Origin of the sequence: Brucella pecoris, from assembly GCF_006376675.1 — a bacterium.
Lineage (GTDB): Bacteria > Pseudomonadota > Alphaproteobacteria > Rhizobiales > Rhizobiaceae > Brucella > Brucella pecoris.
On the sequence record NZ_VEWK01000012.1, the window covers coordinates 45,285 to 69,854 of the forward strand.

Here is a 24,570-nt window from a genome sequence, read left to right on the forward strand (position 1 = left end):
TTTAGTCCTGCAACGAAACCCACAATGGTCCGCCAAGAGGCGTTTTAAAAAATCGCCGGTTGATCTCGGAAAGGGTTGCGTCGGGATCAATGTCCGCACAGAGACCGGGGTGCAGCCATTTGGCAACCAGTTCAATGAAGATAATGTTGAGCGGTGGCACCGAAATGAGCCCCGTCCATATGCCGTGAACGCGACCGTTGCGAACGCTTGCAAGTTGCCCGAAGCCAGTTCGTTGTGTCAGCCGCTTCAATCCTTCGCGGCCTTTAACGTGATCGATCCCTGTTCCGATAGCGGGGCGTCCGCCGGAACTCCAACCGCCTCCCGAAGCAATATAGGCATCGAATGGTGTCGATAGCAGATACTCGAGTTGAAGTTTCTGATACCAAGGGGCGGTCACGCCGGGCAGTGTTTGTCCACCGCCAAGCGTGAGCAACTCTCCCCAGACCTGCTTTCCGGCAGCCCAGCAGCAATCATCCGTGGTTGATTGAACTTCCAGATAAGTCGTGACCGGTGTCGCATCTGCCAAACGGCGCTCGATCCGGTTCAAATGCTTATCGAACAATCCGATGTAATCTGCGGCCCTTGTCTCTGCATCCAGAATTTTACCCCACATTCGCACGTGGTCACGGAAACTCTCGATAATACTGTGCTTTGCTGGCTGTCCCTCATTGCTATTGCTAATCTGTTCGCTGAAGATCACGGCTATGCCTGCATTTTTCAGACGCTCAACCAAAAGGTCCTTCTCCCCCTGTGGCGCCATGAAAAGGTTCGCTACCACCAGATCTGGAGACAGGCTGATCAACCCTTCGATTGAAATCGTATCCGGCGTCTGTTTGCCGACGATTTCAATTTTCTGATTTCCTTGCAACTGTTTGAGCAAGATATTGCTATCGATGCGATCTGTTGCGGCCCATCCGACGATCAGCGCGGCTGGATTTGGGTGCAGCAATGCCATGGTGACAATGTCACGTGCTTCCAGAAGAACGATGCGTTTCGGCTGTGCAGGTATCTGGACCTTACGACCTGTCATATCGGTAACAGTGCTTAATGCGGCGGAACTGGCAGGCGAAATGCCCGTCAAGGGACTCAGGACGAGGCCCGCGCAAAATGTTCGCCTGTCGATCTTCACCATTTATAATTCAATCCTGCCAGCACCTGACGACCATTGCCGAACTGACAGTAAAAATCAGAACTGCAACTGGAATAGTAACCCTTGTCGAACAGGTTGGTGACATTGAGTGTTCCTTCTAGGCCTTTCAGGCTAGGTGTCTTTACGCCGAAATCGTAGCGCAAGGCGGCGTCAATCAACATATAGCCGTCCGCTTTCTCCGTATTGGCATTGTCGGCATAACTTGATCCGACGAAGCGGACGCCGCCGCCAACCGATAGCCCTTCGAGCGCTCCGCCAAGGAAGGTATAATTGGCCCAGATCGAACCAAAATACTCCGGCACCGCCTGCGGACGCTTGTCGGTATTGGCAGCAACCGCCGTCTCTGTCACTTTCGTGTCGAGCATGGTGAGAGCTGCGATTAGTTCGAGATTGGCTGTAAGGTTGCCTCTGGCTTCGAATTCCAACCCACGGGAGCGAATTTCACCTTCCTGAACGCTGAAGCCGATCGTATCGGGAACAAGCGCATTTCTCTGTCGGATGTCGAATGCCGAAAAGGTAAACAAGGCATCAAGACCTGTGGGCTGGTATTTGAGGCCGACTTCATATTGCTGCGCCTTGCTGGGGATGAATGGTGCGCCGCTGGCATCAACGCCAATGACCGGCTCGAACGATGTTGAATAGCTTACATAAGGCGCAAGGCCGTTCTCGAAGAGATAAAGCAGACCCGCTCTATAGCTCGTCGCTTCACTTGACTGATCCGAATAGGTTCCTGCCAGACGGTTATCGGTGTTCTGTTCGGTCCAGTCGTGACGAATGCCCAATACTGCGTGGAAGCCACCGAAGTTCAGTTGATCCTGAACATATATGCCTGTCTGCTTGAGCTTTTGGCCGCTGTCGATAATGGTGGCCAGCGGTCCGATTGGCTGACCGTAAACGGGTTTTGTAACATCCAGCGACGGTGCTAATCCAAAACGGTATTCCCAGTCACTCTTTGAATTCTGATAGTCTATACCAGCAAGAACTTTATGCTGCAGTGCACCTGTATCGAAGTCGAACTGCATCTGATTATCGAATGAAATCCCGTGGACGTCTTCAATCGAGCGCAGTGCCTGACGCGGTATCAATCCGTTTGTGTCAATAGCGCCCATCATCTGGAGAGACTGAAAATCAGTGTCGACGTGGGAATATCTCAGCTTCGACCGTACTGCCACTGTATCGTTGAAGCGATGTTCAAAACTATAGCCAATGCCATATTGCTCCCTCGTGAAAGAATCGAAATTTGGATCGCCAATATTCAGCTTGCGATCCAGATAGTGGCGATAGTCAAGGGGAGCGAGAAAACGCGGATAAAGTGAGTTGAAGTATCCGCCTTCCGGGTCTTTCTGATAATATCCCGAGATGGTCAGGCTCGTATCAGCATCGGGTTGCCATCTAAGGGAAGGGGCGATGCCAAACCGCTTTTCATCCACATCGTCGTAGCGGGTTTCGGCGCGCCGACCGATCATACTGATCCCATATTGCAGGCTGCCATCTTCGCTAAGTGCTCCTCGCGAAGTCAGCCCAGTTTGGACCCGGCTATCAGTTCCGCCCTGAATACGAACCTCATTATAAGGCTGTGCAGAGGGAAGCCTGCTGATCTGGTTGACCAGTCCACCGGGGCTGATTTGTCCATAAAGAAGGGCTGAAGGTCCCTTCAACACATCGATACGATCAAGCAAAAATGGATCAATGGATGTTTGAGCGAATGCCTGTCCGCGCGGGAGTTTCAGGCCGTCGAGATAGCTCACGTAATTGGTGGTGGTTCCGAAGCTGCCAAATCCGCGAAGAAAGATGGAATCATAGCGCGTGTTGGAATCCCTGTCAGAAAGCACACCGGCAGTATAACGCAGGGCTTCACTGACCGTTTGCGGATTTTGATCATCCAGCTGTCGCCGCGTGATTGTCGATACGGACTGGGGTGTTTGCAGCAATGCTGTATCGGTTTTGGTCGAGGATAGGCTCTTTTGAAGCAGAATAGTATCTCGTGTGTCGGCTCTGGTCTCTCCTTCCACCACGATTGTTTCAAGCTGCGTTGCCGCTTCCTGTGCAATCGCTGAACTCGCAAGGGTCAAAAGGCTGCTGGTGCCGAGAAGAATGAGACTTCGTATCCTTATAGACATTGCGACACTTCCTGTCTTTATAACCAGTTTCAAATCGCTGTAACTAAACGGGACGAATACGTCCAGTTATAATTTATGACAGTTGTACTCATATTTATTTTTGTTGCAAGCTAGCAACGGTACGGTTGCGTTTGGTTTTTGCATCGATATAAAGTCTGGAAGAAGATCGACCATTGGCAGATCCCCAACCGTCAAAGGCAGGACGATGGCCCCGCATTCAATTAAGAAGACAGACAAAGAGGCTTTGCCGGAAACAGGTTCTACCGGGAGGCAGCAGTCTGGTCGTGGCAGATCAAAAGGTGGACGACCTTCAAGGCAGGCCCTTGAGGAGCTCAATCGCCGTATCCTTGACACTGCAACTGGATTATTTGCCTCTCAAGGATTTGCAGCAACGTCCATGGAGCAGGTCGCTTTGGCTTGTAACGCGGGCAAGGATACAATCTATCGCCGCTATCCTTCCAAAGCGGCTCTTTTCGCTGCATTGATGCAGGGATTGCAATCGCAGGTTCTCGACGAGCTTGACGCCTTGATGGCAAGGGAAGGGACGTCGCTTGAGCGCCTCCGGCTTTATGCTCGCGCACTGCTCGCAATTAATCTGCGACCGCAGATGGTCGCGCTCAATCGCGTTGCCTTGGGCGAGGCCGTGGGTTTGGGAGGCGTGCAGCCGACACCTGTGGCACAGGATCCGATTATGGCGAGGTTCGCATCATTGATCGTTGAAGCGCAGGTCGATCACCTTATTGCAAAAGGAGATCCGTTATTTATCGCCGAGCAACTTCTCTACGCGACGTCGATCAAGCCGCTGATCTCCACTATGCTTGGCGAGGGCCGTTTCTCTGATACAGCCGAGGAAGAGAGATATTTCGATCAGGCTTGGCAGTTGTTCATGCAGGGTGGGCAAGCGAACATTTGACGCAAATATGCAAGCTATAAAGCGGTATTGTGCATGCCGGTGAACGCCGTTTGAAAGGTACGGCTGAAATAACGATGCTTCTGGATGGGTCCTTTCGAAAGCAAAATTTCAGCGCATATATTTGCTTGGCAGCACGCCCTTTTCCTCGCGAAAGATCTTGCTGAAATGGCTCAGATTGTCAAAGCCGACCGTATAGGCGGCTTCGGTGACGCTTGAACCTGCTGCAAGCAGCGTTGCCGCCGCCTCAAGCCGGATAGCACGCAAATGCGCATGGACCGATCTCCCGATGGTAAGGCGGAATCCTTCCTTCAGCCGCCTTTCGTTCAGACCGATCTCTCGTGCCAGCCGGGGGATGGTCCAGTCGTCGCTGTAGTGGTTTTTAATCAGCTCCAGCGCATTGTTTAAGCGCTGCATTTCCTCGTCGCTTAATGGTTTGAGCGGTGTTTCGGATCGATTACGCGACATTGCATCGATGCTGATGCTGAGCGCTTCGATAGATTTGCTGTAAAGATGCAGAAGACGTGCAAGGCCTTCCTCGAAACGGCATTGTATAAGGCTGGTCGCGGCTGCGATCAATTCAGGCGGAGCCTTGAAGCCGACGAGAAAAATGTCCTGTTCCGGCAGGCTGTGCTCGGTCAGGACTGCTCCACCCAATTGTGCCAGTGAGACGCCGCCCAGCTTTTCGAGTAGTGGCGGCTCGAAACGAATGTCGACCACACGCAGGCGGCGTCCTGCCTGGATGCGGTTTTCACCACGGGTGGTGCGCTTGCAGGCAAAGAGCACGGCAGTACCGGATGCGATCTCGAAAGGAGTTGCGCCATCGACCGACAATGTTCCCGCACCATCGAGAAAGACCGAGAGCGAGAAGGTTGCCGGACCTTCCGGGTGAAAAACCATGTCCTGAGTGGGCATCACATCGATCATGAAGACGGTGACATCCGTGTCGGGCTGCTCGACTGTCGTGTATGCGCGCCAGCCGAGCTGATCGATTTCGCCATCAACGACGTCACGCCAGCTTTCCGGCTGCATGGTCTGGCTTTTTGGCGTGGAAAGCGGATTTGAAGTGTCAGGCAAGGACATGTGTTTGTTGCGCTCGCAGAATTAGTCCCGTTTCCGTCAATCGTGGTTCGGAAAACGTTAGCCCATCTGTCGAATAAGTGGAATATGGCTATCAAGTTTTAATGCGATTGTGCGGTGTGGGTCGACATGCTTGATATGCGAAAGATACTTTTGGCAAGTTCTGTATGCCTGTGGGCTCTGGGAGCGAGCTACGTTCAGGCCGAGGAAAACAAGGGAATTGTCCTCGATACGATCACTGTCACGGCTTCAAAGCGTGAGCAGGCGCTTGATAAGATCGACGGGTCGGTATCGGCCGTCACCGGCGAACAGCTAGAGCAGCGCGGCATACGAACAGTCGAGGATTTGCAGAAAGTGTTTCCGGGATTGAGCATCGCCAATCGCGGCAACCGCATCTATTCCAATTTCACCGTTCGCGGCCAGTCGTCGCCGGATTATTTCAATCCAACTGTGCAAGTCTATGTTGATGGTGCACCGCAATTGCCGTCGACCTTCTCGCAACCTTTGATGGATGTGGAGCGTGTCGAGCTTTTGCGCGGGCCGCAGGGCACGCTTTATGGTGCCAACGCCTATGGCGGCGTTATCAACATCATCACGAAGAAGAACAATCGCAACCGTTTCTATGTGCAGACGAATATTTCTGCGCAGGAACCTTCTGTCGAGATCGGCGGTACACTGGTTCTCTCGAAAGATACTCTGTTTCTCGATTATGCCGGTACATTCGAGCATTTCTCCGGCGACATGGATGACCGGGCGACGGGCGACGACAATATCAACACATCTGATAATGGTTTCGGCCGCGCCACGCTGCGCTATGCGCCGACGGGTGGTGATTTCGATGCGTCACTTAGCTTTTCGCGTGAATGGTTGCGTTCGCATGAAGAGGTCTATGCTTTCCAGCAGGATGTTGACGACCGCATTTACGACAGCAGCCTCTATGGTGAGTTGCCGACCCTGAAGCGCAAGGTCACCAATCTTTCGGGACAGTTGAATTATCGTTTCGGCGATTTCACGCTTTCCAGCATCTCCGCCTATCAGGAGAGCGACGTGATGCGCAATTTCTCGTCCGGCGCCGGTTCGCGCTATTTCTGGCCGCAGAACGACAAGCAGTTCACGCAAGAAGTGCGTCTGTCCTACGATAGCGTCATTTTCAGCGGTGTCGCGGGACTATGGTACAGTCATGACGATTTCACTGGCACCAAAAGCGGCATTGTCGGTTATTATGGCGAAGCGAAGAACAATGTCGTCAGTGACAGTGCTGCCGCATTCGGAGAACTGACGTGGCACGCGACCGACAGGCTTGACCTCACTGGCGGCCTGCGCGCAACCTATGACCGTTCGCGCATCGACGCCGAGCGCACTGATACATATGGGACTGGCTACGGTTTCGATTTCGACAACAAGGCGCATTTCACCAGCCTTCAGCCAAAGGTGGCCATCGGTTACGAAGTGGCGCCGGACGTTCGTCTCTTCGGTGTGGTGTCGCGTGGCTACAAGCCGGGCGGCTTCAACCACAGCATTTCGTCGGACATTGATGCGGCCCCTTATGAAGCCGAATCCGCTTGGAACTTTGAGGCAGGCGTGAAATCGACGCTGCTGGGTGGCGCGGTTGATGTTTCAGCCTCGCTCTATCATATCCGCTCGACAGACAAGCAGATCTATGTCGGTATGATCGGTCAGCAATTCATCCGCAACGCGGGTGAGGCTTCCAGCACCGGCATCGAAATCGAAGGCACATGGCGGGCAACCCAGCGCCTGACATTGACCGGAAACGCCGCATTCGGGCGTTCGGAATTTACCGATTTCACCGATCCCTATACAAGCGTCAGCTACGACGGCAACCGCGTTCCCTATGCCCCAGACATTACCGCTCATGTTAACGTGGCCTATGTGTTGAGCGAGGATATTCTGGACGGAACGCTGACGGCCAATGGTGCGGTCAATTATGCCTCAAAAGTCTATTTTGATGAGGCGAACAGCACGGGTCAGGACGGTTTTGCTACCGTGGATGCAAGTCTCGATTTCGCAAATGCGTCTGGCTTCAAGGCGCAGCTCTATGTGCAGAATATCGCCGACAAGAGCTACAAGACTTCCGGTTATGTGAATGGTCCTTATGAATTGGGCACCCTCGGTAAGGGGCGCACTTTCGGCCTGACGCTTCGCAAGGATTTCTGAAGTCATGGCGAATGCTACAACCGCATCGCTGCCGCGCGTGCTGATCGCGGCGGGCGGCATCTATACCGCGCAAAGCCTTATCGGAGGGCTGACCTTCATGGGCATTCCCGCCATTTTGCGGGCGGAGAACGTAGCGCTCGACAGGATCGGCCTTGTTTCGCTCGCCATGCTGGTCTGGGGTGTGAAATTTCTATGGTCACCATGGACGGAGAGGCTGCGTATTCAGCCCGATGGCAGGCGACGTTCGCGCTTGATCGTCATGACCGGAGAAATCGTCGTAGCGCTCTTGCTTATCGGTCTTGGATTTTCTGGAACCACCAGTTTTACAACCATCCTGGTGCTTTTGGTTTTGATGGCCGTTGCATCGGCGACCGTTGATATTGCCTGTGACGCTTATATCATCGAACAGATAGCGGCGGGGAAGCGGGGTGCCGGAAACGTTGCGCAGGTTGGCGGTGGTTATCTCGGCCTGATTTTCGGTAGTGGTCTTTTCGTCACCGCCAGCGCCCTGTGGGGCTGGTTTGTCGCTTGTGTGTTGCTTGCTCTTATCCTGCTGGTCATGAGTTTGCCGATGGCGCTTACCCCGGAAGCCCGGTGTAAAACCGTGCCGGAAATGGAGCGGCCGGGGCTGAGAAACGCACTCCGCCGGTTTGATATTCGTATCGGTCTTTGCATGGCCATTGTTTTCGAGATGGGCGGACGGCTGGCGCAATCGCTGTCGGGACCGTTTTTGATCGATGCGGGGGTACCGCTTTCGCTTTTGGGCGTGCTGAACGGTATTGGCGGGGTTGTCGCCGGTGTTGCGGGCGCGGCCATGGGCGGATTGATCGTCCATCGCAAAGGCGCAAAAGCTGCTGTGCTGCTTGTCGCGATGCTGCATATCGCAACGCTTTGCCTTGTTGCGGCAATCGTCATGGTGCATGTGCGGCAACTGCCGGTTCTCGTCGGCGCTTTCATGCTCGAAGCGGCAACTATGGCCGCCGGATTCGTCGCGATTTATTCGCGGTTGATGGATATCGTTTCCGAAAAGCAGCCGGGTGTCGATTTCACTTTGTTTCAAAGCGCCAGTGCTGTGGCTGCCGCTCTTTTCGGCTATGCGGGGGCAATGCTTGCCGCGCGCGCGGGATATTCCGCCAGCTTTGGCATGGCCTTTCTGCTGGCGTTGCTAACGCCATTCATCCTCAGATTTCTGGAACGTCGATTTATGACGGGAGTTTCATCATGACCAGACCGCTTGCTCTTATTATTGGTGCGGGCGTGGCCGGGCTTTCAGCCGCATGGTGGCTTGATAAGGCTGGCTGGCGCTCACTTATTGTGGAACGTGCGCCCAGCCTGCGCGAGAATGGCTATATGCTGGGCCTTTCGGGATTAGGGTTCGAGACGGCGGGGCGCATGGGCCTGCACGATAGATTGCAGGCGTCTGCGTATACGATTGACGAGAATGTCTACAAGGACAGCAGAGGCAAGGAATTGCTGCGGCTGCGTTATCGCGATTTCATTCGCGATCTGCCTTTTCTCGCCATTCGTCGCAATGATCTCGTTCGCGCGCTGAGCGAGGTGCTGCCCGATACCGCAACAATCCGTTTCGGAGAAAGCGTTGTGGAGATTGAAAACAGTGATGAAGGCGTGATCGCGGGGCTGGCAAGCGGTGACAAAATCAAAGCCGATCTTCTGATCGGCGCGGATGGTTTCCGCTCTTCGATGCGCCAGAAAATCTTTGGGCCGGATAATGCCTGTCTTGCGCCGCTCGGCTATTATTTTGCGGTCTATGATGTCGACGCTCCGCGCAGTTTTGACAGTGATTTCCTCTCTTACGCCGAGCCGGGCCATCTGGCGGAATATTATGCGCTGCATGATGGCAGGCTTGCCGCCATGCATGTCTGGCGGGATCAAAGGACAGGACTGGAGCAGTCGGAAGATCGCTTCGGGCTGCTGGCTGAAGTGAGCCGCAAGAGCCACCCTGAAGTGCGCAATCTTTTGCAGAATGCACGTGATAGCGGCGCCTCGTTGCTGATTGACAGCCTGACCATGATCGACCTGCCGCGCTGGTCGAAGGGACGGGTGATGCTTCTGGGCGATGGGGCCCATTGCCTGACGCTGGTCTCGGGGCAGGGGGCGGGCATGGCGCTTGCATCCGCCGAAATCTTGGGGCAGGCCCTACAATCGCACAAGAATGTAGCGGAGGCCTTGGCGCTGCATGAGGCGCGATTGCGCCCGATCATTGGACGGCTTCATGCGCGCAGCCGAAAAATGGCATCGGTTTTCATTCCTCGCAGTGCATTCGCTTTTCATATGCGTAATTTCGTCATGCGCAACATGCCGCGCGTATGGCTCGGCCGGTATTTTACGAGTTCAATCAAGTCGGAAATTGAATTGGCAAAAACAGGGTTGAACGGATAGCAGACCCGTTTTCAGCCGCTTGGCATGTGTGACATCAATGTGATAAAAGTTGACATTTATTATCAACTAATATGAAGTCAACCCGCGCGAACGTGTTGGGTGCTGATTTTGGAAATCATCGAGACTGCCGGATTGAAAGTTCTGATAGACAGCATGGCTGTCAGACGCGGTGATTTATGGCGCTCGGTCATGCAGCCGGGGATCTGGCTGGGTAATGTCATTGAAGGGCATGTCGAAGTCGATCAGCAGCAATTTGGAAACAGTATCTGGTGCAAGGGGCAAGCGGCGGTTTTCAGCAGCGACAAGCCGATGGAGACGGAGCATCGTTCCTTGACGGACGGCTCGCTGAGCGCAATCTTCATTCAGATCGATCCTGATGGCGCGGAAAACTGGTTCGGGTCTGAAACGATTGCAGCCATTGCTGCTGCGGCAGGCAAGGCGCAAAGCAATGCTACGGCCATCGTCAGCGCGATTTCGTGGCAGATGCTGGGATGCCCGCTTCGCGGACAGGCGCGCAATTTATATATGGCGGGCAAGGCGCTTGAACTCATCGCGCATCTTTTGCCGGACGAGGATGCGCATGCGGGCAGGGGGCGTGCAAGATGGACGGCGCGTGACATCGAATGCTTCCATGCGGCCCGCTCCATCCTGCTTGCCGATCTCGCCAATCCGCCATCGGTTGGCGATCTTGCACGCATGGTCGGGACCAATGCCCGCAAGCTTGGCGCGGGGTTTGTCGATCTTTTCGGAACGCCGGTCTACGCCTTCGTCAAGTCGAGACGTCTTGATGAAGCGCGTCATCTTCTGGAAGCGGGTGAAACCTCGATATCCGGCGTGGCGCAGGGGATGGGCTATCATCCGGCACATTTTGCAACCGAATTTCGTAAGCGTTTCGGTGTTTCACCCACCGAAGTCATCGGAAAACGCCGTACTCTGTAGGCGTTCCAGAAATCTTGCGCGAATCCCAAAGCCATTGACGCGATCCCCAAAGCCGATGGGATTGTCCTTCACCTGAAGCTATAGCAAACAAGGCCCATGAAACTTGGGGCATATTGTCATGATTAAGAAGCGCACGCAATTTCTGCTGTCGAATGGACTGACAGCGGGGCTGATACTGGCTATCGGCGTTGATAGCTCCGCGTCGCAGGATCTTTCTGCACAACAGCAGAAGGATGGTGTCATTATTCTCGAACAGATAGTGGTGACTGCCAGACGGCGCGAGGAGAAAGCGCAGGATACGCCGGTTTCAGTGACGGCGATTACGCAGGATGAACTGGCTCCCGGCAATGTCACGACGCTTGAGGACGCCGCGTTTCGTATTCCCAATGTGAATTACAACGGGCAGGGTGGGCCGCTGACCATTCGCGGCGTGGGCTCGCTGGGAATTGCCGGCGGTGTCGATAGATCGCCTGCTGTCGGTCTGTTTCTTGATGATGTCTTCATTGCCCGGCCTTTGGGTTTTCCAGGGCTTCTCGATGATTTCGAGAGGGTGGAAGTTGTGCGCGGGTCGCAATCTATTCTCTACGGTAAAAACACGATCGGCGGGGCGGTCAATCTGCTTTCCCGTTTGCCCGGTGACAAGCCTGGTGCTGAGATTTCGGCGACCTATGGCAGCGATGGCGAAAAGCGCATCAAGGCCGCTTTTGAGACACCCATAGAGGGCACGGGTCTGGCCATACGTGGCGCTGCGGCATGGGCCGGTAATAATGGTTATCTGACCAATATCTATAATGGGGATGATGTCAGTGATCTCGACACTTTCACCGGGCGCTTTAGCGTCGCGGGCGATCTGAATGAGAATACAAAGTTGAAGATTATTGCCGATTTCTCCCGCGACAACAGCGATGGCGGTCTTTGGTATGCGCCGCTTGATCTGGCTTATGATCGCAAGGCGGATCATGATTTTGACCCGGAAAATGATGTCAAATCCGGTGGCATATCCGCTCGTATCGATCATGATTTCGGCGGGATGGAACTGACCTCGATCACCGCCGTGCGTGGGCATGATTTCTCACAATTTCTCGACGGCGAGTTTACGCCCACACCCAATATCGTTCAGGGGCAGGTGGAAAAGCAGCGCCAGTTCAGTCAGGAACTACGGTTGTCGTCGAATGATAACGGACCTTTGCGCTGGACCGGCGGGCTTTTCTATATGCATGAAAAATTCGATGGCACGCAATATTTCGACCTTGCGTCGCTGCCACGCGATCAGTTGAGCCGTGATGTTTTCGAGCAGAGCGCGGATACCTATTCCGCCTTTGGCGAAGTGGCGTATTACGTCCTGCCGCAATTGGAGCTTTCGGCTGGTGCGCGGCTGACCCATGACCGCAAGCGCACCAGTTCGGAAATCAGTTCACCAAGTGGCACCTATATGTTCGGCTATCCCGGTTATGCCGAAGGGGATGTCTCTTTCACCAATTTTTCACCGGAAGCCAGCGCGACATGGCATTTTTCCGAAGGCAATATCGCCTATGCGAAAATCAGCCGTGGCTATAAGGCAGGCGGCATCAGCCCCTATATCGAAGCGGACGGTTCCGCCAACAGTTATGATCCTGAAACCACGACGAGTTATGAGATCGGCGCGAAGGCAACGGTGCTCGATGGCCGTGTGACGCTGTCGGCCGCTGCCTTCTATATTGACTGGAAGGACCAGCAGGCTGTCATCTATACCACGCCTTTCACCCGCGTTTATCGCAATGCTGCTGCGGCAACGTCAAAGGGCTTTGAAATTGAAGGCACATGGGCTGTTACCGACGCCCTGTCTGTTTCGGGCGGATATGGCTACACCCGCGCTGAATATGACGATTTTGTCGATGAGGTGATGGGGCAAAATTATACCGGCAATCCGCTGCCTTTCGCTCCCGAACACAGTTTTAATGCCGGAGCGCGTTGGAAACATGCGTTCCAGAATGGCTGGCTGCTCAATTCCGGGATCGATTATGCCTATAGAAGCTCCTATTCCTTCACGTCCGACAACGGCTATCGCCAGAAACCGACACATATTGTCGATGCACATATAGGCATCGCGAAGGACTGGTGGAGCGCGACGCTGTGGGGCAAGAACCTCACCGATGAAACCTATCTCAAAAACTATTTCAGCTACTCGGGAACTGATATGGGTGTCGCCGCACAGGGACGATCCTACGGCTTGACGCTGGCAGCGAAGTGGTAGGTAGCATGACAGAGGTTCATTTTGGTTCCCCCGTTACCACCTTGTCGCAATCGCGAGACGATAGGCTTCTCATGGTTCTGATCGGTGCGCTCTATTTCTCGCAAGGCTTGCCGATGGGGCTTGCTATGGAAGCGCTGCCTGTCATCATGCGCCAGAATGGTGTACCGCTTGAGATATTGGCATTCATTCCTCTGGCCGGTCTTCCGTGGATACTCAAAATATTCTGGGCACCACTTGTCGACAACCACTGGAGCCTCCGGTTAGGGCGTCGTCGCAGCTGGATCATTCCGATGCAGTCGGTTCTTCTGCTATCGATGATGGCGCTTGCTTTCATTCCTGCAGTTTCAAGCAATGCGCTGCTGATGATCGTCATCATGGCGATCGGTATGTGCGCAAGTGCTACGCAGGACACGGCGACCGATGGCCTTGCCGCTGAACGTCTGCGTGCTGGTGCGTTGAGCCGGGCGAATGCTCTTCAGATCGCTGGCATGATGGGGGGCTTCATGGTCGGCGGTGGTGGCACCCTGCTTTTCATCGATACGCTTGGCCAGCGCAACCTGCTCCTGATCCTCTCGCTGATACCGTTTGCATCCATTCTTCTCGTGCTTGCATGGAAGGAGGATGCTTTGCAGGGTGCGAGCATCGGGCATGGTAAGGCGCGGCTTTCGGATTGCTTCCGTCGGCAGGGCATCTGGCCATTACTGCTATTGGCCTTCCTTTATGGCGGCGCCCATGCGGGTGGTGCGAGCGTTACAAAACTCTTTCTCGTCGATCTGGGCTGGACAAACCGCGATGCGGGGCTCGTCGCCACGCTTGGCGGTCTGGTGCTGATTTTCATCGGTAGTCCGGTCGGCAGCAGGCTTGCGGCGGACAGGCTTTGGACCGGCCTGACCACTGGCGTCGTCGTGGTGATGCTGGGTTTTGGCGCATGGGGACTTCTGGCTCTCCATGCCATTCCGGTCGGGTGGCCAGGTGTGGTCGCCGCGACCGTATTGCTGAATGTCGGCAGCGGCATTATCGCAGTCTGTGCCGCGACGCTAATCATGGCATTCGGCGGTGCAGGTAAGCAGGCCGGAACCGATGTAACATTGCTGCAAAGCATCAATGTCACCGGCGAGATGCTTCTCGCGGGTGTCGTCGTGTGGCTCGCCGCTTCTATCGGCTACAGTGCGATGTTCTTGTTTGTCGCAGCCGGATGCCTGATCATCGTCGCGGTCGCCCGGATAGTGAGACGCGCACTCGCACCTTCCACCCTCTTGCATTCGGAAGGGGCGCGGGATGAATGATTTTGCCGAACGTCTGGTAGACCGCATCGCCCGTCGTCCGCACGGGTTTCTGGGACGCCTGCTTTATCGCTTTCCGGTCGGGCACACGCCCGGATTTGATATGGCTCTTTCTAAGGCGCCTCCGAAACAGGAGGATCACATAATAGAGGTAGGTTGCGGGGGAGGCGTCTTCATGCGTCGCGCTTTGAAAAGCGGTTGCCGCGCCACGGCATTCGACCATAGCGATGCAATGGTTGATGCCACCGGGAAGCTGAACGCCGATGCAGTCAGAACCGGCCGTCTTCAGGTTGTCAGGGCGGACGCATCGGCATTACCGCTTGAAGACTGTCGGGCGGATAAGGCCTATTGCCTGAACGCCTTTTTCTTTTTCCCCGATCCGCAGGGGGCTATGCGGGAGATGGCGCGCGTCCTCAAACCCGGCGGTTCTCTCGTCCTTGTAACGGCTCCGCCGGATATGCGCGAACAGATCGGCGGGTATTTCAGCCGCATGGCGCAATCCATGAAATTTTATACCGGCGATATGCTCCGCGAATTGGCGCAGGGCGCCGGACTTGAGCCGAAAGACATCGTTCTGGCGCCTAGAGCCGGGATTTTGCTGCTGGCGGAAAAGAAGGCTTGTTCTGATGACTGATATGGAGTTGCAGATTGGCGGCGTCATAGAAGCTCCGGGTTTCAGGGGAACCGTGCTTGGTTGCCTTGAAGCGGGAGCCGTGGTGATCGAGGCCGAAATCAACGGGGAAATCGAAGCGCATGTATCCCATAACACAGAAGTCGCGGTTCTGCTTTCCGGATGCATGCGCGTCGTCATGCAAGGAGAAGAGCGCCTTTTCCGCGTGGGAGAATTCGTAATCATCCCCAAGGGCGTTGAACATGCCGTTGTAGCAGAAATACCGTCCCGGTTGCTCCTAATAGGTGCGATGGATTAGTGATCGTTTGATCAATAACGCACAAACTACACGTTCATCAATCGTAGGAACCAAGTGTTGCATGCCTTTACAGCAAACTACGATGAAGCCCTCCAAAAAATTGGCAAGATCAATAATTTGCTATCCGTCTTTACGATCTGCATTATGTCGTTTCATGGTTTCGGCAAGAGCGGAGTCCGTTATGCTTAAAACATCGATTGCTCCGCGCGTGTCATACAGCCGCTCGTCCTGCCCCATCTTGAACTTGGCTTCAATTCGAGTGATCGGCAGTGCGAAGCCTACAATGTTCGGTAGTCGGCGTTGCATACCACCGAAGCCAAGCTCACGCATATGCCATCGGTTTTCACGCCCATCTTCGAGAACATCGACGAGTTCCAGCAGATGGCGTGCGGTTGCATGATCGTCGATTTGTACCGGACGACCATGACAATGCACGACCGCAAAATTCCAGGTGGGGGCGCTGTCACGCACCGGCTCTGCTGGATACCACGACGATGAAATATAACCGTGTGGTCCGTTAAAGATCACAACTGTTTCGCGTCCCTCAGCAATCAGTTGGCTGTGTGGGTTGGCGCGTGCGAGGTGCGATTCTAACTTGATAACTCCAGCATCTGATTTTTTAAGAACAAAGGGCAGATGGGAGACAACCAGACCTGTATCACCTTGTGTAACAACTGTTGCAAAGACGGTTGCCTTGATAAGATCCAATACTTCATTTTCGGAAAGTGGTGCGAATTCGGGTTTCGTATACATCAGCTTCTCTGTACGCGGATGGCCGGGATTAGTCCGTTTGGACGAATAAGTAGGATGACAATTACCCCGGAAAGGACCATGGCGTCCCGATAGGGTGCCAGTTCGGACGGAAGGGTCGCTTGCAGCAGAACTTCGATGAAGCCTAGCAAAAATCCACCGGCAACAGCGCCCGAGAGGCTACCCAAACCACCAACGACTGCCGCAATAAAGGCTTTGAGTACGGGTGTGAAACCCATCAGCGGATCGACGGATGCGCGTTGGGCAATCCACAACATCGATGCAAGCCCCGCAAGAAGACCGGATAGCAGGAATGCCGTTGCGATGATCCGGCCGGCCGGAATGCCCATCAGACGCACGACATTGAAATCTTCGGCGGCGGCACGCATTGCCGTTCCTGTAACGGTGCGCCTGAGAAATAATTCCAATGCAATCAATGCTAGAAGTGAAACGGAAATGGAGATTGCCGGGCCTACGCCGATTGTCATGTCCCCGATCTGGAAAGCGCCTGTCATCCAACTTGGCATAGGCACGGGCTGTGCTCGCGCTGAGACGCCATTTTGAAAGAAGACTTTCAGCAGACTGGACACGGCGAAACTCGTTAAGAGCAGACTTGTGACACTCGCTCCGCGCATCGGTCGAAACGCAATACGCTCCATTAATACAGCGGCGATTGCGCCCACACCAAGGGCGACTGCGACAGCTAGACCAAAAGGTGCGCCTATGAACAGTGCGGCCAGCAGCGCATAGCCTGAAATGGTCATCAATTCGCCATGAGCAAAATTGATCAGTCCGACGATGGAAAAGACAATTGCCAGACCGAGCGCCAGCAAGGCGTAGACGCCGCCGAGGCTGATGGCATTGATGATCTGTTGCATAATCATCGTATTCAAGCTCCCAAATAAGCTTGGCGGACAAGATCGGAATCCGCGAGTTCTTTCGCTGTTCCAGAAAGAACGGCCTCGCCATTTGCCAGCACGGTCGCATTGTCGGCGATCTCCAGGGCCAGCGCTACATTCTGCTCGATTAGCAAAACCGTCAGTCCTTGTTCGCGCAAGCTTGCGATCAGATCGAAAACCGTGTCGATGATCTGCGGAGCAAGCCCCAGTGAAGGTTCATCAAGAAGGATGAGCTTGGGCTTTGACATCAGCGCCCTGCCGATGGCCAACATCTGTTGTTCTCCGCCGGAAAGATTGCCACCTTTGATACGGTAATAACGGTGCAGAATTGGAAACAGCTCGAGAATTTCCTCTTCGCGTATTTTTGCTTCCGCATTGGAAAGATGCATCGCGCCCCCAAGTCGCAGATTATCTGCGACTGTTAGGCTTGCGAAAATTCGACGACCTTCTGGAACCAGCGCTATGCCGAGCCGGGAGATAGCTTCGGAGGCAAGGCCTTTCAATTCCTTGCCTTCGAAGGTGATTTTGCCGGACGCTGCTGGTACAAGACCAGCAATCGCACCAAGGGTAGAGCTTTTGCCCGCCCCATTGGCGCCGACAAGCGCGACGATTTCGCCGTGCCCGACATTGAGATCGACGCCACGTACAGCCTCAACCTCGCCATATCGAATTTTAAGAGCGTCCAGGGTCAGCATTATAATATCCCGATTGTGAAAGCGGTTTCAGCGACGTGATGGTTCACGGTGCGGGAACGTCTTCAGCGGCCGGAACTTCAGTTTTCACATAGTGGGGCATGCCGCCTTCATAGCGCATCAAGACTACAGGGCGCAGGGGCATGCCGGTCGTTCCCGCATAGGTGATCTTGCCAGTGACGCCGTCAAAGTCTTTGGTGGCAGCGATGGCATCACGGATAGCGCGAGGGTCGTCTGAACCCGCTGCTTTCACGGCAGCATCGAGAATGAGGCCAATTTCATACCCATTGACTTCATAGGTGGATTCAGGTGCGTGACCCGTGATTTTAGCAAAGGATTTGTCGAAAGCCTCAAGCTTGCTGCCCGGTTCGGCATAGCCTGCGGCAGTGAACACCACGCCGTCTGCCAGCTTACCAAGACCTTTGATGGTTGGTGTGTTGAGTGCATCGGCACCATATACTGGTGTATTAACGCCAGCGGCCCGCAACTGCTGAATAAAGGCTGGGAAGTCCGGCTCATAAGCTGCTGTCATGATCAGATCAGGCTTTTCGGCCATATTTTTGATCTTGGTGACTTCAGCGGAAAAGTCTGGCTGGTTCATGGTGAAGGTGCCGCGACCGATAACTTTACCGCCCTTCTTTTCAAAAACCTTGCCAAAATATTCCGGCAGGTTGGCGACATAGGTCGTGTCGGGCGATGTCAGCAGGTAAACTGATTTCTTGCCTTCAGAAAGCGCAAAATCGGCAACGGCGGTAGCTTGCACATTGTCCGCTGGATAAGTGCCAAACATCACATCGCCAACGGCAACGCTCAAGATCGGGGCTGTGCCACAAAATGTCAGCGTCGGTATGTTGAGCGGTTGCGTCAGTTGGCCGGCTGCAATGGAGGCGTCGGCATCGCAGGGTGTGATCATGATTTTCGCACCTGCATCAATCAATTCTTGCGCGACGGTCGCTGTCTGGGCTGTGTCGGTGCGGGTATCCTTGATGATCAGTTTCGCCGGGTATTTTCCACCAAGACCGCCCTTGGCGTTGATTTCGTCAATGGCCATCCGGAATCCGGCCAGCGAAGGTTGGTCATAGGGTGCCAGGCCGCCTGTTTGTGCAGTTGCAACGCCGATGATGATATCTTCGGCTTTAGCGCTAGATGCTGCGGCAATTGCCAAGCCACACGCTGATGCCGCAAGGATAGAACGTCTGATGAAATTGCGTTGAGACATTTTTGTTTCCCCTTTGTTATGGTCTTAATTGTTGTGTTTGGTGCGCGCGCTGCGGCTGCCAAGGTAAGCGGCAACGACATCCGGGTTTTTCTGAACTTCAGCGGGCACGCCATCGGCAATGACCTTGCCGTGGTCGATCACCACGATCCGCTCGCACAGACCCATTACCAGCCGCATATCGTGCTCGATAAGGATGATACCGATCTGACGCTCTTTCCGAATTTGCGCCAATATGGTGACCAGATCGGCGGTTTCGACGGCGTTCATACCAGCTGCAGGTTCGTCCAGAAGCAGAAAACGCGGCTTTAGAACGAGGGCGCGAGCAATCTCAAGTCGACGACGCAATCCATAGGCCAATCCGGCAGCGGTGCGGTCGGCGTAATCTGCTAGACCCATGCGATGCAGTTCGCGCATAGCTGTTGCTTCGGCAGTTACCAGATTGGGTTCGACCTGTCTCGCAGCTACCACCACATTTTCCATTACGGTCATGCGTGGAAAAATGCGGATGTTCTGGAAAGTGCGCGCTACGCCATGCCGTGCAAAACGGAATGCGGTATGTGCAATGGGATCACTGCTGATGGAAACCTGACCGGAGCTGGGAGCAACATCGCCAGAGATCATGTTGATGAAAGTCGTTTTGCCTGCACCGTTGGGTCCAATAATCCCGGTGATCATATTGGTATGGAATTCGAGCGATGCATCGTCCACCGCAACAACCCCTGCATAACGACGCGTCAGATGGCTTGCGATGATCGGTGTGGTATCCGGATTGCGCTCAGGCTCGGCGGCAGCATCGGCCTTTTTGGCCAGTCCAAAACGGCGCAGTAAATTAAGCTCACCCTTACCGAACAGCCCTTCAGGGCGACGCCAGATGATTAGTATCATCGCCAGCGCCAGCGCGCCTTGTGTCAGGCCAAACACGGGTGGAATATGGAAGCCTAGAATATCGCCGCCACCTTCCCAGCGTCGCACGATTTCGATTACGATGGTTGTGGCGATCACGCCTGAAAAGGCTCCGAGCGCTGAATGCATACCGCCAACGATCAACATGGCAAGGATGGTAAACCCGAGATCGAAATAGAAGTCTCGCGGTGAAAATGCACCAAGAAATTGCGCCATCATAGCGCCCGCAGCCATCGCCACAACGATGCTGAGAACCCACGAGGACAGCCACGCCGCACGGTGGTTGACGCCGACCGCTGCTGCACCGCGTTCGTCATCAGATGCGGCACGCGCAGCAAGTCCGAACGGTGTATCGCGGAAGAGACGAGCGATAGTCAGTGCAATGGAGGCCACCAAAACTGTCGTCCACAAGCCTACGTCGCGTGGAACACCATAAAATGGCTGACTGCCGCGGGTGATTTCACGAGCCGCCACCAAAACCGTGTAAATAATGATGAGCAAAGCGAGCGTTGCGATTGGCGCGCTTGATCCAGACAGGCGTAACAGTGGGATGCCAGTGATGGAGCCAATAATGACAGCCAGCAGGACCACCACAATAAGAGCGCCGAGAAATGGCAATTCAAATCCAGCCATGAAAGAGGGCAATGCGGGTAATGTGGTGGCTTGCATCGCCGCTGGCATGGTTAAAATGCCGGTGATATAGGCGCCGATGCCCATGAAACCAGCGTGGCCGAACGAAACGATCCCCGTATTTCCGGAAAAAATCTGCAAACCCACGACCGCCGTCAACATGATCGCTGCATAAGCGACGACTCGCTGAATGGCAGGTCCGCCGAAAACAAATGCGATGATGGCGACAGCGATGATCAACAAAACCATCGCGGTGCTGTCGACCAATGCGCTTTTCAGAGCTGTCGAGAAAAAACTGCGATGTGCAACCTGCTTTGTAGCCAGCGCGCTGGACCCCAGCGACGATGAATGTGTGTTTGTTGTCATGTTGTTCCCCGCAGAATTGGGTTCTGCTTTTCTTCAACGTAAGGCCAGTTTTTATTTTATGTCAATATCTCTTCACGATTGACGATAATAAAATTTTCTGTAATTGAATCTTCATTACTTGCGAAACAGGCAAGGCCGGACGAGAAAGGCAGGGGAAGCAATATGGCGATACGGGACGTGTTGATGCGCGGTGATCTGGCGCTCACTCCGTCGGAGGAGAAAATCGTCAAGCTGCTGCTGACAGACTATCCGACGTCCGGCCTTGGGACTGCCACGAGCCTCGCCCGCAGGGCAGGGGTGAGCGATCCAACCGTCATTCGTCTGGTGATGAAACTGGGTTTTGACGGCTTTGCAGATTTTCAGGCGAGGCTTCTGGCCGAGATTGAATCCCGTCTTCATTCGCCACTTTTGATGATGGAGGCGAAACGTGCGGATCAGGCCGCTGCAAGCCCCGATCAGGCCGTGGTTATCACCTATATCCAGTCTGTCATCAAGGCGCTCGACAAGGCGATGACGACGACGCCGGTCACGACCTATGACAGAGCCGCCAGAATCATTATGGAGGCCAAAGGACAGGTCTTGTTTCTGGGCGGGCGGTTTAGTCGCCATGTTGCAGGGATGCTGGCGGGCTACATTTATCAGTTTCGAAGCGGCGTTGTCGATCTTGGCGCTTTGTCGGCGCAACAGTTTGATATTATTGCCGATATGGGTAAACGCGATGTGCTTGTCGTGTTCGATTATCGCCGGTATCAGCTTGATGTCGTCGCTTTCGCAAAACAGGCGGCGGCACGTGGTGTGAAGATTGTACTGTTCACTGATCCATGGCTTTCGCCGGTGTCGGAATATTCCGAAGCAACGATTGTCAGCCCGCAGGAAGTGACGTCGCCTTACGATACGTTGGGGCCATCCATTGTGCAGATGGAAGCGCTGGTTACTCACATTCTTTCAACAATTAGCGAAGCGACCCATGATCGTATCGAAGCGCTTGAAGACGTGCGGCGGCAAAATGCCATTACGCTCGACAGCGTGAGGGATGATGGCCGCAGCGCTTTGGATGAAGAGCTAGGGATACGCGATTTTCCGGGGCCAAAAGCACGATAGATTAGCCCCAATCCACAGGTTCAAGAATAAACAAAGGGAACACCTGATATGGTACATTCGACAATAAAACGCGACGCTCCATTCGTTGCTGGCGAAACGGCAATTCTGCTCGTTGATATGCAGCGTATATGGCTTGAGCCAGGGCTTGATCCGTCACATCCAGAACGTGATGCAGATCATTATTTCATCAAGCAGACATCCGGTGTCACAATCCCAAATAATGAAAAGTTGTTGGCTGCGGCACGCGCAAATGGTGTTGAAGTACTGCATACAATCATCCAAAGTCTCACCGAAGATGGTCGTGATTGTTCGCTCGATCATAAGATGACGCCTATTCACGTTGCGCCAAGCCGCCCGGAAGGGCTGCCTGTGCCATCGCTGATGCCGGTACGCGACGAAATTATGCTGCCGAAAACCTCCTCCGGTGTCTTCAATTCCACCAATATCGATTACGTTCTCAAGAACCTGAATGTCCGTTATCTGATCATTACCGGTATCATGACCGACCAATGCGTAGACATGGCCGTTCGCGATGCTGCTGATCGCGGCTATCTGGTAACCTGCGTAAGCGATGCCTGTGCGTCCGCGACGCCTGAACGTCATGACGGTGCTTTGAAGGCTTTTGGTGGCTATTGCTGGCAAGCCGATACGCAGACGGTTGTTGAGCGCTTTAACCAGATGGGAAAGCAGTCATGACAACAGCTTTTGAACCACTTGTTGCCATCGTTACGACCGATCTTTCAGGAATAACGCGGGGGCGCTCCATTGCACAAAGCCGCCTTGAAAAGCAGTCGGTTACTGGAATTGGCTGGTTACAGGCTAATCTTTCGCTGACGCCGTTTAATTCCATCGCGGCTGATAATCCATGGGGATCGTCAGGCGACCTTCGCATTTTGCCCGATCTGAAGGCGCGTTATCGCACTGATCTGACTGGCGGATCGACACCATTTGACATGGTGCCGGGTGATATTGTTGATCTTGATGGCAATGCATGGCTTGGCTGCACACGTTCCATGCTGCGTCAAGCGCTTGCCGATCTGAAGGAACTGACCGGCCTGTCGCTGCTATCGACATTCGAGCAGGAATTTCAGATTTTCGGCGGGGATTTTCCAAAAGCCCATTCGCTATCAATGGAAGCCTTGCGTCGCACCGATCCGTTCGCGCCGCAGTTAATGGCGGCGCTGGAACAGGCGGGTGTTGCGCCAGAAGTAATCATTGCTGAGTTTGGTGACGAGCAGTTTGAAGTTACGCACGCGCCAACTGATGGCGTGAGTGCCGCCGACCGTGCGGTGGCAATCCGCGAAATCACCCGCGAAGTCGCGCGCAATCTTGGGTGGAAGGCGAGTTTTGCGCCGAAAACTGAACCCAATGCTGTGGGCAATGGTGTGCATATCCATTTCAGCTTTGTCGATCAGAAAGGTGAACCTGCCACGTACGATCCGCAAAAGCCGGGTCGGTTGTCGAACGCGGCTGGCGCATTTTGCGCGGGCGTGTTGCGTCACTTGCCTGCAATCACGGTATTGACGGCTTCCAATCCATCCTCGTTCTTCCGCCTGAAGCCGCATAGCTGGAGTTCTTCCTATACCTGGCTTGCGGACAAGGAGCGTGAGGCCAGCCTGCGGATTTGCCCAACTGTCACCATTGGTGGTCGTGATCCTGCCAAGCAGTTTAATATCGAATATCGGGCAGCGGATGCCACTGCCAATCCCTATTTGTCTCTGGCGGCTATTGTGTGGGCAGGTCTGGAAGGTCTTAGGGCTGAACTTGATACTCCACCATTGGTGACGGGAGATCCAACCTCGATGAGTGATCAGGAACGCGCCGAGCTCGGCCTCGTGCGGTTGCCTGAAACATTGACACAGGCGCTTAATGTGCTTCAGGCCGATAAAACGGTTTGTGGCTGGTTTGATCCGGCTTTCATCGAAACTTTTGTTGGCGTCAAACAGGCGGAGCTTGCCCGTGTCGCTGAACTCAATGCAGACGAAACCTGTGCGCTTTATCGGACACTATACTAATGTCAGATCATCTCCTTGAACGACAACAGTCTGCCGATTGGCCGGACCCTGTTGAAATACACAATGAAGGCGGCAGTTCCGATATCGTGCTGTTGTGCGAGCACGCGTCGCATCATATGCCAACCGAATACGCCGATCTGGGCCTTTCCAGTGTTGATCGGCAGCGCCATATCGCATGGGATATCGGTGCTGCGGAAGTAACACGGGGCTTGGTTGTGCGTTTGAACGCTCCGGCTTTTCTGTCGACCTATTCGCGTTTGCTGATTGATCTTAATCGCCCTCTCGATGCGGTCACCAGCATTCCCCATCTTTCGGAAAGCACGAATATTCCCGGCAACATCGATATCGGCGATGAAGAGAAAACGCGCCGTGCCAAGCGCATTTTTACCCCGTTTCATGACCGGGTTGCGGCCCATATCACGGAGCGTGAAAAAGCCGGACGCAAGGTGAAAATCGTTGCGATTCATTCGTTTACGCCGGTCTTCAAGGGTAATGTCCGACCGTGGCATGCGGGCATTCTTTATGATCGCTCATATGAACTTGCGCAGACGGTGATCGAGAGTTTACGCCTCGATCCGATGCTGAATGTGGATGGGAATGTTCCTTATACGGTCAGCCGCGACGATGATTACGCCATTCCTGTTCATGGTCAGGATCGCGGACATGAAGCCATTCTCGTTGAAATTCGTCAGGATCTTGTATCGACGCCACAAGGCATAGCCGAATGGACAGATCGTCTGGCAAAGGCTTTGCTTGGTCAGTCACACCAGGAGTGA

21 protein-coding genes are annotated in these 24,570 nt (G+C 54.2%); 13 read left to right on the top strand and 8 right to left on the bottom strand.

Translation table 11 applies throughout. The annotated features are described in order from the left end of the window. Window position 1: 1 nt before the first annotated feature. Together FIB18_RS19485 and FIB18_RS19490 are read right to left on the bottom strand one after the other, a co-directional pair. Complete coding sequence (locus FIB18_RS19485; protein ID WP_140022277.1) at window positions 2-1,132, bottom strand: ABC transporter substrate-binding protein; 1,131 nt, start codon at window positions 1,130-1,132, stop codon at window positions 2-4. Further along, a complete protein-coding gene (locus FIB18_RS19490; RefSeq protein ID WP_140022278.1) occupies window positions 1,126-3,270 on the bottom strand; it encodes a TonB-dependent siderophore receptor in 2,145 nt (714 codons plus the stop codon). The genes FIB18_RS19485 and FIB18_RS19490 overlap by 7 nt, the downstream gene beginning before the upstream one ends. A 205-nt stretch (window positions 3,271-3,475) precedes the next feature. Here FIB18_RS19490 and FIB18_RS19495 point away from each other — a divergent pair, with 205 nt between their 5' ends. Next, window positions 3,476-4,183, top strand: coding sequence for a TetR/AcrR family transcriptional regulator (locus tag FIB18_RS19495; RefSeq protein ID WP_140022379.1), 708 nt, complete (start codon window positions 3,476-3,478; stop codon window positions 4,181-4,183). 108 nt (window positions 4,184-4,291) lie between these two features. On the opposite strand, the gene FIB18_RS19500 is transcribed toward FIB18_RS19495, so the two are convergent. Continuing rightward, a complete protein-coding gene (locus FIB18_RS19500; protein ID WP_235894926.1) occupies window positions 4,292-5,263 on the bottom strand; it encodes a helix-turn-helix transcriptional regulator in 972 nt (323 codons plus the stop codon). A gap of 126 nt (window positions 5,264-5,389) precedes the next feature. Between FIB18_RS19500 and FIB18_RS19505 the strand changes: the two genes are divergently transcribed. The 8 genes from FIB18_RS19505 to FIB18_RS19540 all read left to right on the top strand — a co-directional run bounded on the left by FIB18_RS19505 (window position 5,390) and on the right by FIB18_RS19540 (window position 15,219). After that, window positions 5,390-7,435, top strand: a complete 2,046-nt coding sequence (locus tag FIB18_RS19505) for a TonB-dependent receptor (RefSeq protein ID WP_235894927.1) — start codon at window positions 5,390-5,392, stop codon at window positions 7,433-7,435. 4 nt (window positions 7,436-7,439) lie between these two features. After that, entirely contained in the window at window positions 7,440-8,660 is a 1,221-nt protein-coding gene (locus FIB18_RS19510) for an MFS transporter (RefSeq protein ID WP_140022279.1), read from the top strand. Further along, window positions 8,657-9,835 (top strand): FAD-dependent monooxygenase, encoded by a 1,179-nt coding sequence (locus tag FIB18_RS19515; protein WP_140022280.1) that lies wholly within the window; start codon window positions 8,657-8,659, stop codon window positions 9,833-9,835. The genes FIB18_RS19510 and FIB18_RS19515 overlap by 4 nt, the downstream gene beginning before the upstream one ends. Window positions 9,836-9,934: 99 nt before the next feature. Beyond that, entirely contained in the window at window positions 9,935-10,774 is an 840-nt protein-coding gene (locus FIB18_RS19520; protein ID WP_140022281.1) for a helix-turn-helix domain-containing protein, read from the top strand. A 118-nt stretch (window positions 10,775-10,892) separates the two neighbouring features. Beyond that, on the top strand, window positions 10,893-13,007 hold the full coding sequence (locus tag FIB18_RS19525) for a TonB-dependent receptor (RefSeq protein ID WP_140022282.1): 2,115 nt from the start codon (window positions 10,893-10,895) through the stop codon (window positions 13,005-13,007). Between the two features lie 5 nt (window positions 13,008-13,012). Beyond that, window positions 13,013-14,293, top strand: coding sequence for an MFS transporter (locus tag FIB18_RS19530; RefSeq protein WP_140022283.1), 1,281 nt, complete (start codon window positions 13,013-13,015; stop codon window positions 14,291-14,293). Next, window positions 14,286-14,924: a class I SAM-dependent methyltransferase gene (locus FIB18_RS19535; RefSeq protein ID WP_140022284.1), complete on the top strand. Its 639-nt coding sequence runs from the start codon at window positions 14,286-14,288 to the stop codon at window positions 14,922-14,924. Before FIB18_RS19530 ends, FIB18_RS19535 begins: the two co-directional genes overlap by 8 nt. Then, on the top strand, window positions 14,917-15,219 hold the full coding sequence (locus FIB18_RS19540; protein ID WP_140022285.1) for a cupin domain-containing protein: 303 nt from the start codon (window positions 14,917-14,919) through the stop codon (window positions 15,217-15,219). Before FIB18_RS19535 ends, FIB18_RS19540 begins: the two co-directional genes overlap by 8 nt. 120 nt (window positions 15,220-15,339) lie before the next feature. Here the strand turns inward: FIB18_RS19540 and FIB18_RS19545 are convergent, their stop codons facing one another. The 5 genes from FIB18_RS19545 to FIB18_RS19565 are packed head-to-tail and all read right to left on the bottom strand — an operon-like array spanning window position 15,340 to window position 20,678. Further along, window positions 15,340-15,972, bottom strand: coding sequence for an FMN-binding negative transcriptional regulator (locus FIB18_RS19545; protein ID WP_140022286.1), 633 nt, complete (start codon window positions 15,970-15,972; stop codon window positions 15,340-15,342). Further along, entirely contained in the window at window positions 15,972-16,853 is an 882-nt protein-coding gene (locus tag FIB18_RS19550; protein WP_140022287.1) for a branched-chain amino acid ABC transporter permease, read from the bottom strand. The genes FIB18_RS19545 and FIB18_RS19550 overlap by 1 nt, the downstream gene beginning before the upstream one ends. A gap of 5 nt (window positions 16,854-16,858) precedes the next feature. Continuing rightward, window positions 16,859-17,563, bottom strand: a complete 705-nt coding sequence (locus FIB18_RS19555) for an ABC transporter ATP-binding protein (RefSeq protein ID WP_140022288.1) — start codon at window positions 17,561-17,563, stop codon at window positions 16,859-16,861. A gap of 43 nt (window positions 17,564-17,606) precedes the next feature. Beyond that, window positions 17,607-18,779, bottom strand: a complete 1,173-nt coding sequence (locus FIB18_RS19560; RefSeq protein ID WP_140022289.1) for an ABC transporter substrate-binding protein — start codon at window positions 18,777-18,779, stop codon at window positions 17,607-17,609. A gap of 24 nt (window positions 18,780-18,803) precedes the next feature. Then, window positions 18,804-20,678 (bottom strand): branched-chain amino acid ABC transporter ATP-binding protein/permease, encoded by a 1,875-nt coding sequence (locus FIB18_RS19565; RefSeq protein ID WP_140022290.1) that lies wholly within the window; start codon window positions 20,676-20,678, stop codon window positions 18,804-18,806. 162 nt (window positions 20,679-20,840) lie between these two features. Between FIB18_RS19565 and FIB18_RS19570 the strand changes: the two genes are divergently transcribed. From FIB18_RS19570 to FIB18_RS19585, 4 genes are read left to right on the top strand one after another with little or no spacing between them, the layout of a single operon-like run. After that, window positions 20,841-21,779, top strand: a complete 939-nt coding sequence (locus FIB18_RS19570; protein ID WP_140022291.1) for a MurR/RpiR family transcriptional regulator — start codon at window positions 20,841-20,843, stop codon at window positions 21,777-21,779. 48 nt (window positions 21,780-21,827) lie between these two features. Then, window positions 21,828-22,475 carry a cysteine hydrolase family protein gene (locus FIB18_RS19575; protein WP_140022292.1) on the top strand — a complete coding sequence of 216 codons (648 nt, stop codon included), beginning with the start codon at window positions 21,828-21,830 and terminating at the stop codon, window positions 22,473-22,475. Further along, window positions 22,472-23,794 (top strand): type I glutamate--ammonia ligase, encoded by a 1,323-nt coding sequence (locus tag FIB18_RS19580; protein ID WP_140022293.1) that lies wholly within the window; start codon window positions 22,472-22,474, stop codon window positions 23,792-23,794. Before FIB18_RS19575 ends, FIB18_RS19580 begins: the two co-directional genes overlap by 4 nt. Then, window positions 23,794-24,570, top strand: coding sequence for an N-formylglutamate amidohydrolase (locus FIB18_RS19585; protein WP_140022294.1), 777 nt, complete (start codon window positions 23,794-23,796; stop codon window positions 24,568-24,570). The genes FIB18_RS19580 and FIB18_RS19585 overlap by 1 nt, the downstream gene beginning before the upstream one ends.

Coding starts and splice junctions, on each gene's coding strand:
- FIB18_RS19565 (WP_140022290.1), bottom strand. CDS start 20,678: ATGACAACAAACACACATTCATCGTCGCTGGGGTCCAGCGCGCTGGCT.
- FIB18_RS19555 (WP_140022288.1), bottom strand. CDS start 17,563: ATGCTGACCCTGGACGCTCTTAAAATTCGATATGGCGAGGTTGAGGCT.
- FIB18_RS19500 (WP_235894926.1), bottom strand. CDS start 5,263: ATGTCCTTGCCTGACACTTCAAATCCGCTTTCCACGCCAAAAAGCCAG.
- FIB18_RS19540 (WP_140022285.1), top strand. CDS start 14,917: ATGACTGATATGGAGTTGCAGATTGGCGGCGTCATAGAAGCTCCGGGT.
- FIB18_RS19550 (WP_140022287.1), bottom strand. CDS start 16,853: ATGATTATGCAACAGATCATCAATGCCATCAGCCTCGGCGGCGTCTAC.
- FIB18_RS19525 (WP_140022282.1), top strand. CDS start 10,893: ATGATTAAGAAGCGCACGCAATTTCTGCTGTCGAATGGACTGACAGCG.
- FIB18_RS19535 (WP_140022284.1), top strand. CDS start 14,286: ATGAATGATTTTGCCGAACGTCTGGTAGACCGCATCGCCCGTCGTCCG.
- FIB18_RS19545 (WP_140022286.1), bottom strand. CDS start 15,972: ATGTATACGAAACCCGAATTCGCACCACTTTCCGAAAATGAAGTATTG.
- FIB18_RS19560 (WP_140022289.1), bottom strand. CDS start 18,779: ATGTCTCAACGCAATTTCATCAGACGTTCTATCCTTGCGGCATCAGCG.
- FIB18_RS19505 (WP_235894927.1), top strand. CDS start 5,390: ATGCTTGATATGCGAAAGATACTTTTGGCAAGTTCTGTATGCCTGTGG.
- FIB18_RS19490 (WP_140022278.1), bottom strand. CDS start 3,270: ATGTCTATAAGGATACGAAGTCTCATTCTTCTCGGCACCAGCAGCCTT.
- FIB18_RS19495 (WP_140022379.1), top strand. CDS start 3,476: ATGGCCCCGCATTCAATTAAGAAGACAGACAAAGAGGCTTTGCCGGAA.
- FIB18_RS19530 (WP_140022283.1), top strand. CDS start 13,013: ATGACAGAGGTTCATTTTGGTTCCCCCGTTACCACCTTGTCGCAATCG.
- FIB18_RS19570 (WP_140022291.1), top strand. CDS start 20,841: ATGGCGATACGGGACGTGTTGATGCGCGGTGATCTGGCGCTCACTCCG.
- FIB18_RS19585 (WP_140022294.1), top strand. CDS start 23,794: ATGTCAGATCATCTCCTTGAACGACAACAGTCTGCCGATTGGCCGGAC.
- FIB18_RS19575 (WP_140022292.1), top strand. CDS start 21,828: ATGGTACATTCGACAATAAAACGCGACGCTCCATTCGTTGCTGGCGAA.
- FIB18_RS19510 (WP_140022279.1), top strand. CDS start 7,440: ATGGCGAATGCTACAACCGCATCGCTGCCGCGCGTGCTGATCGCGGCG.
- FIB18_RS19515 (WP_140022280.1), top strand. CDS start 8,657: ATGACCAGACCGCTTGCTCTTATTATTGGTGCGGGCGTGGCCGGGCTT.
- FIB18_RS19580 (WP_140022293.1), top strand. CDS start 22,472: ATGACAACAGCTTTTGAACCACTTGTTGCCATCGTTACGACCGATCTT.
- FIB18_RS19485 (WP_140022277.1), bottom strand. CDS start 1,132: ATGGTGAAGATCGACAGGCGAACATTTTGCGCGGGCCTCGTCCTGAGT.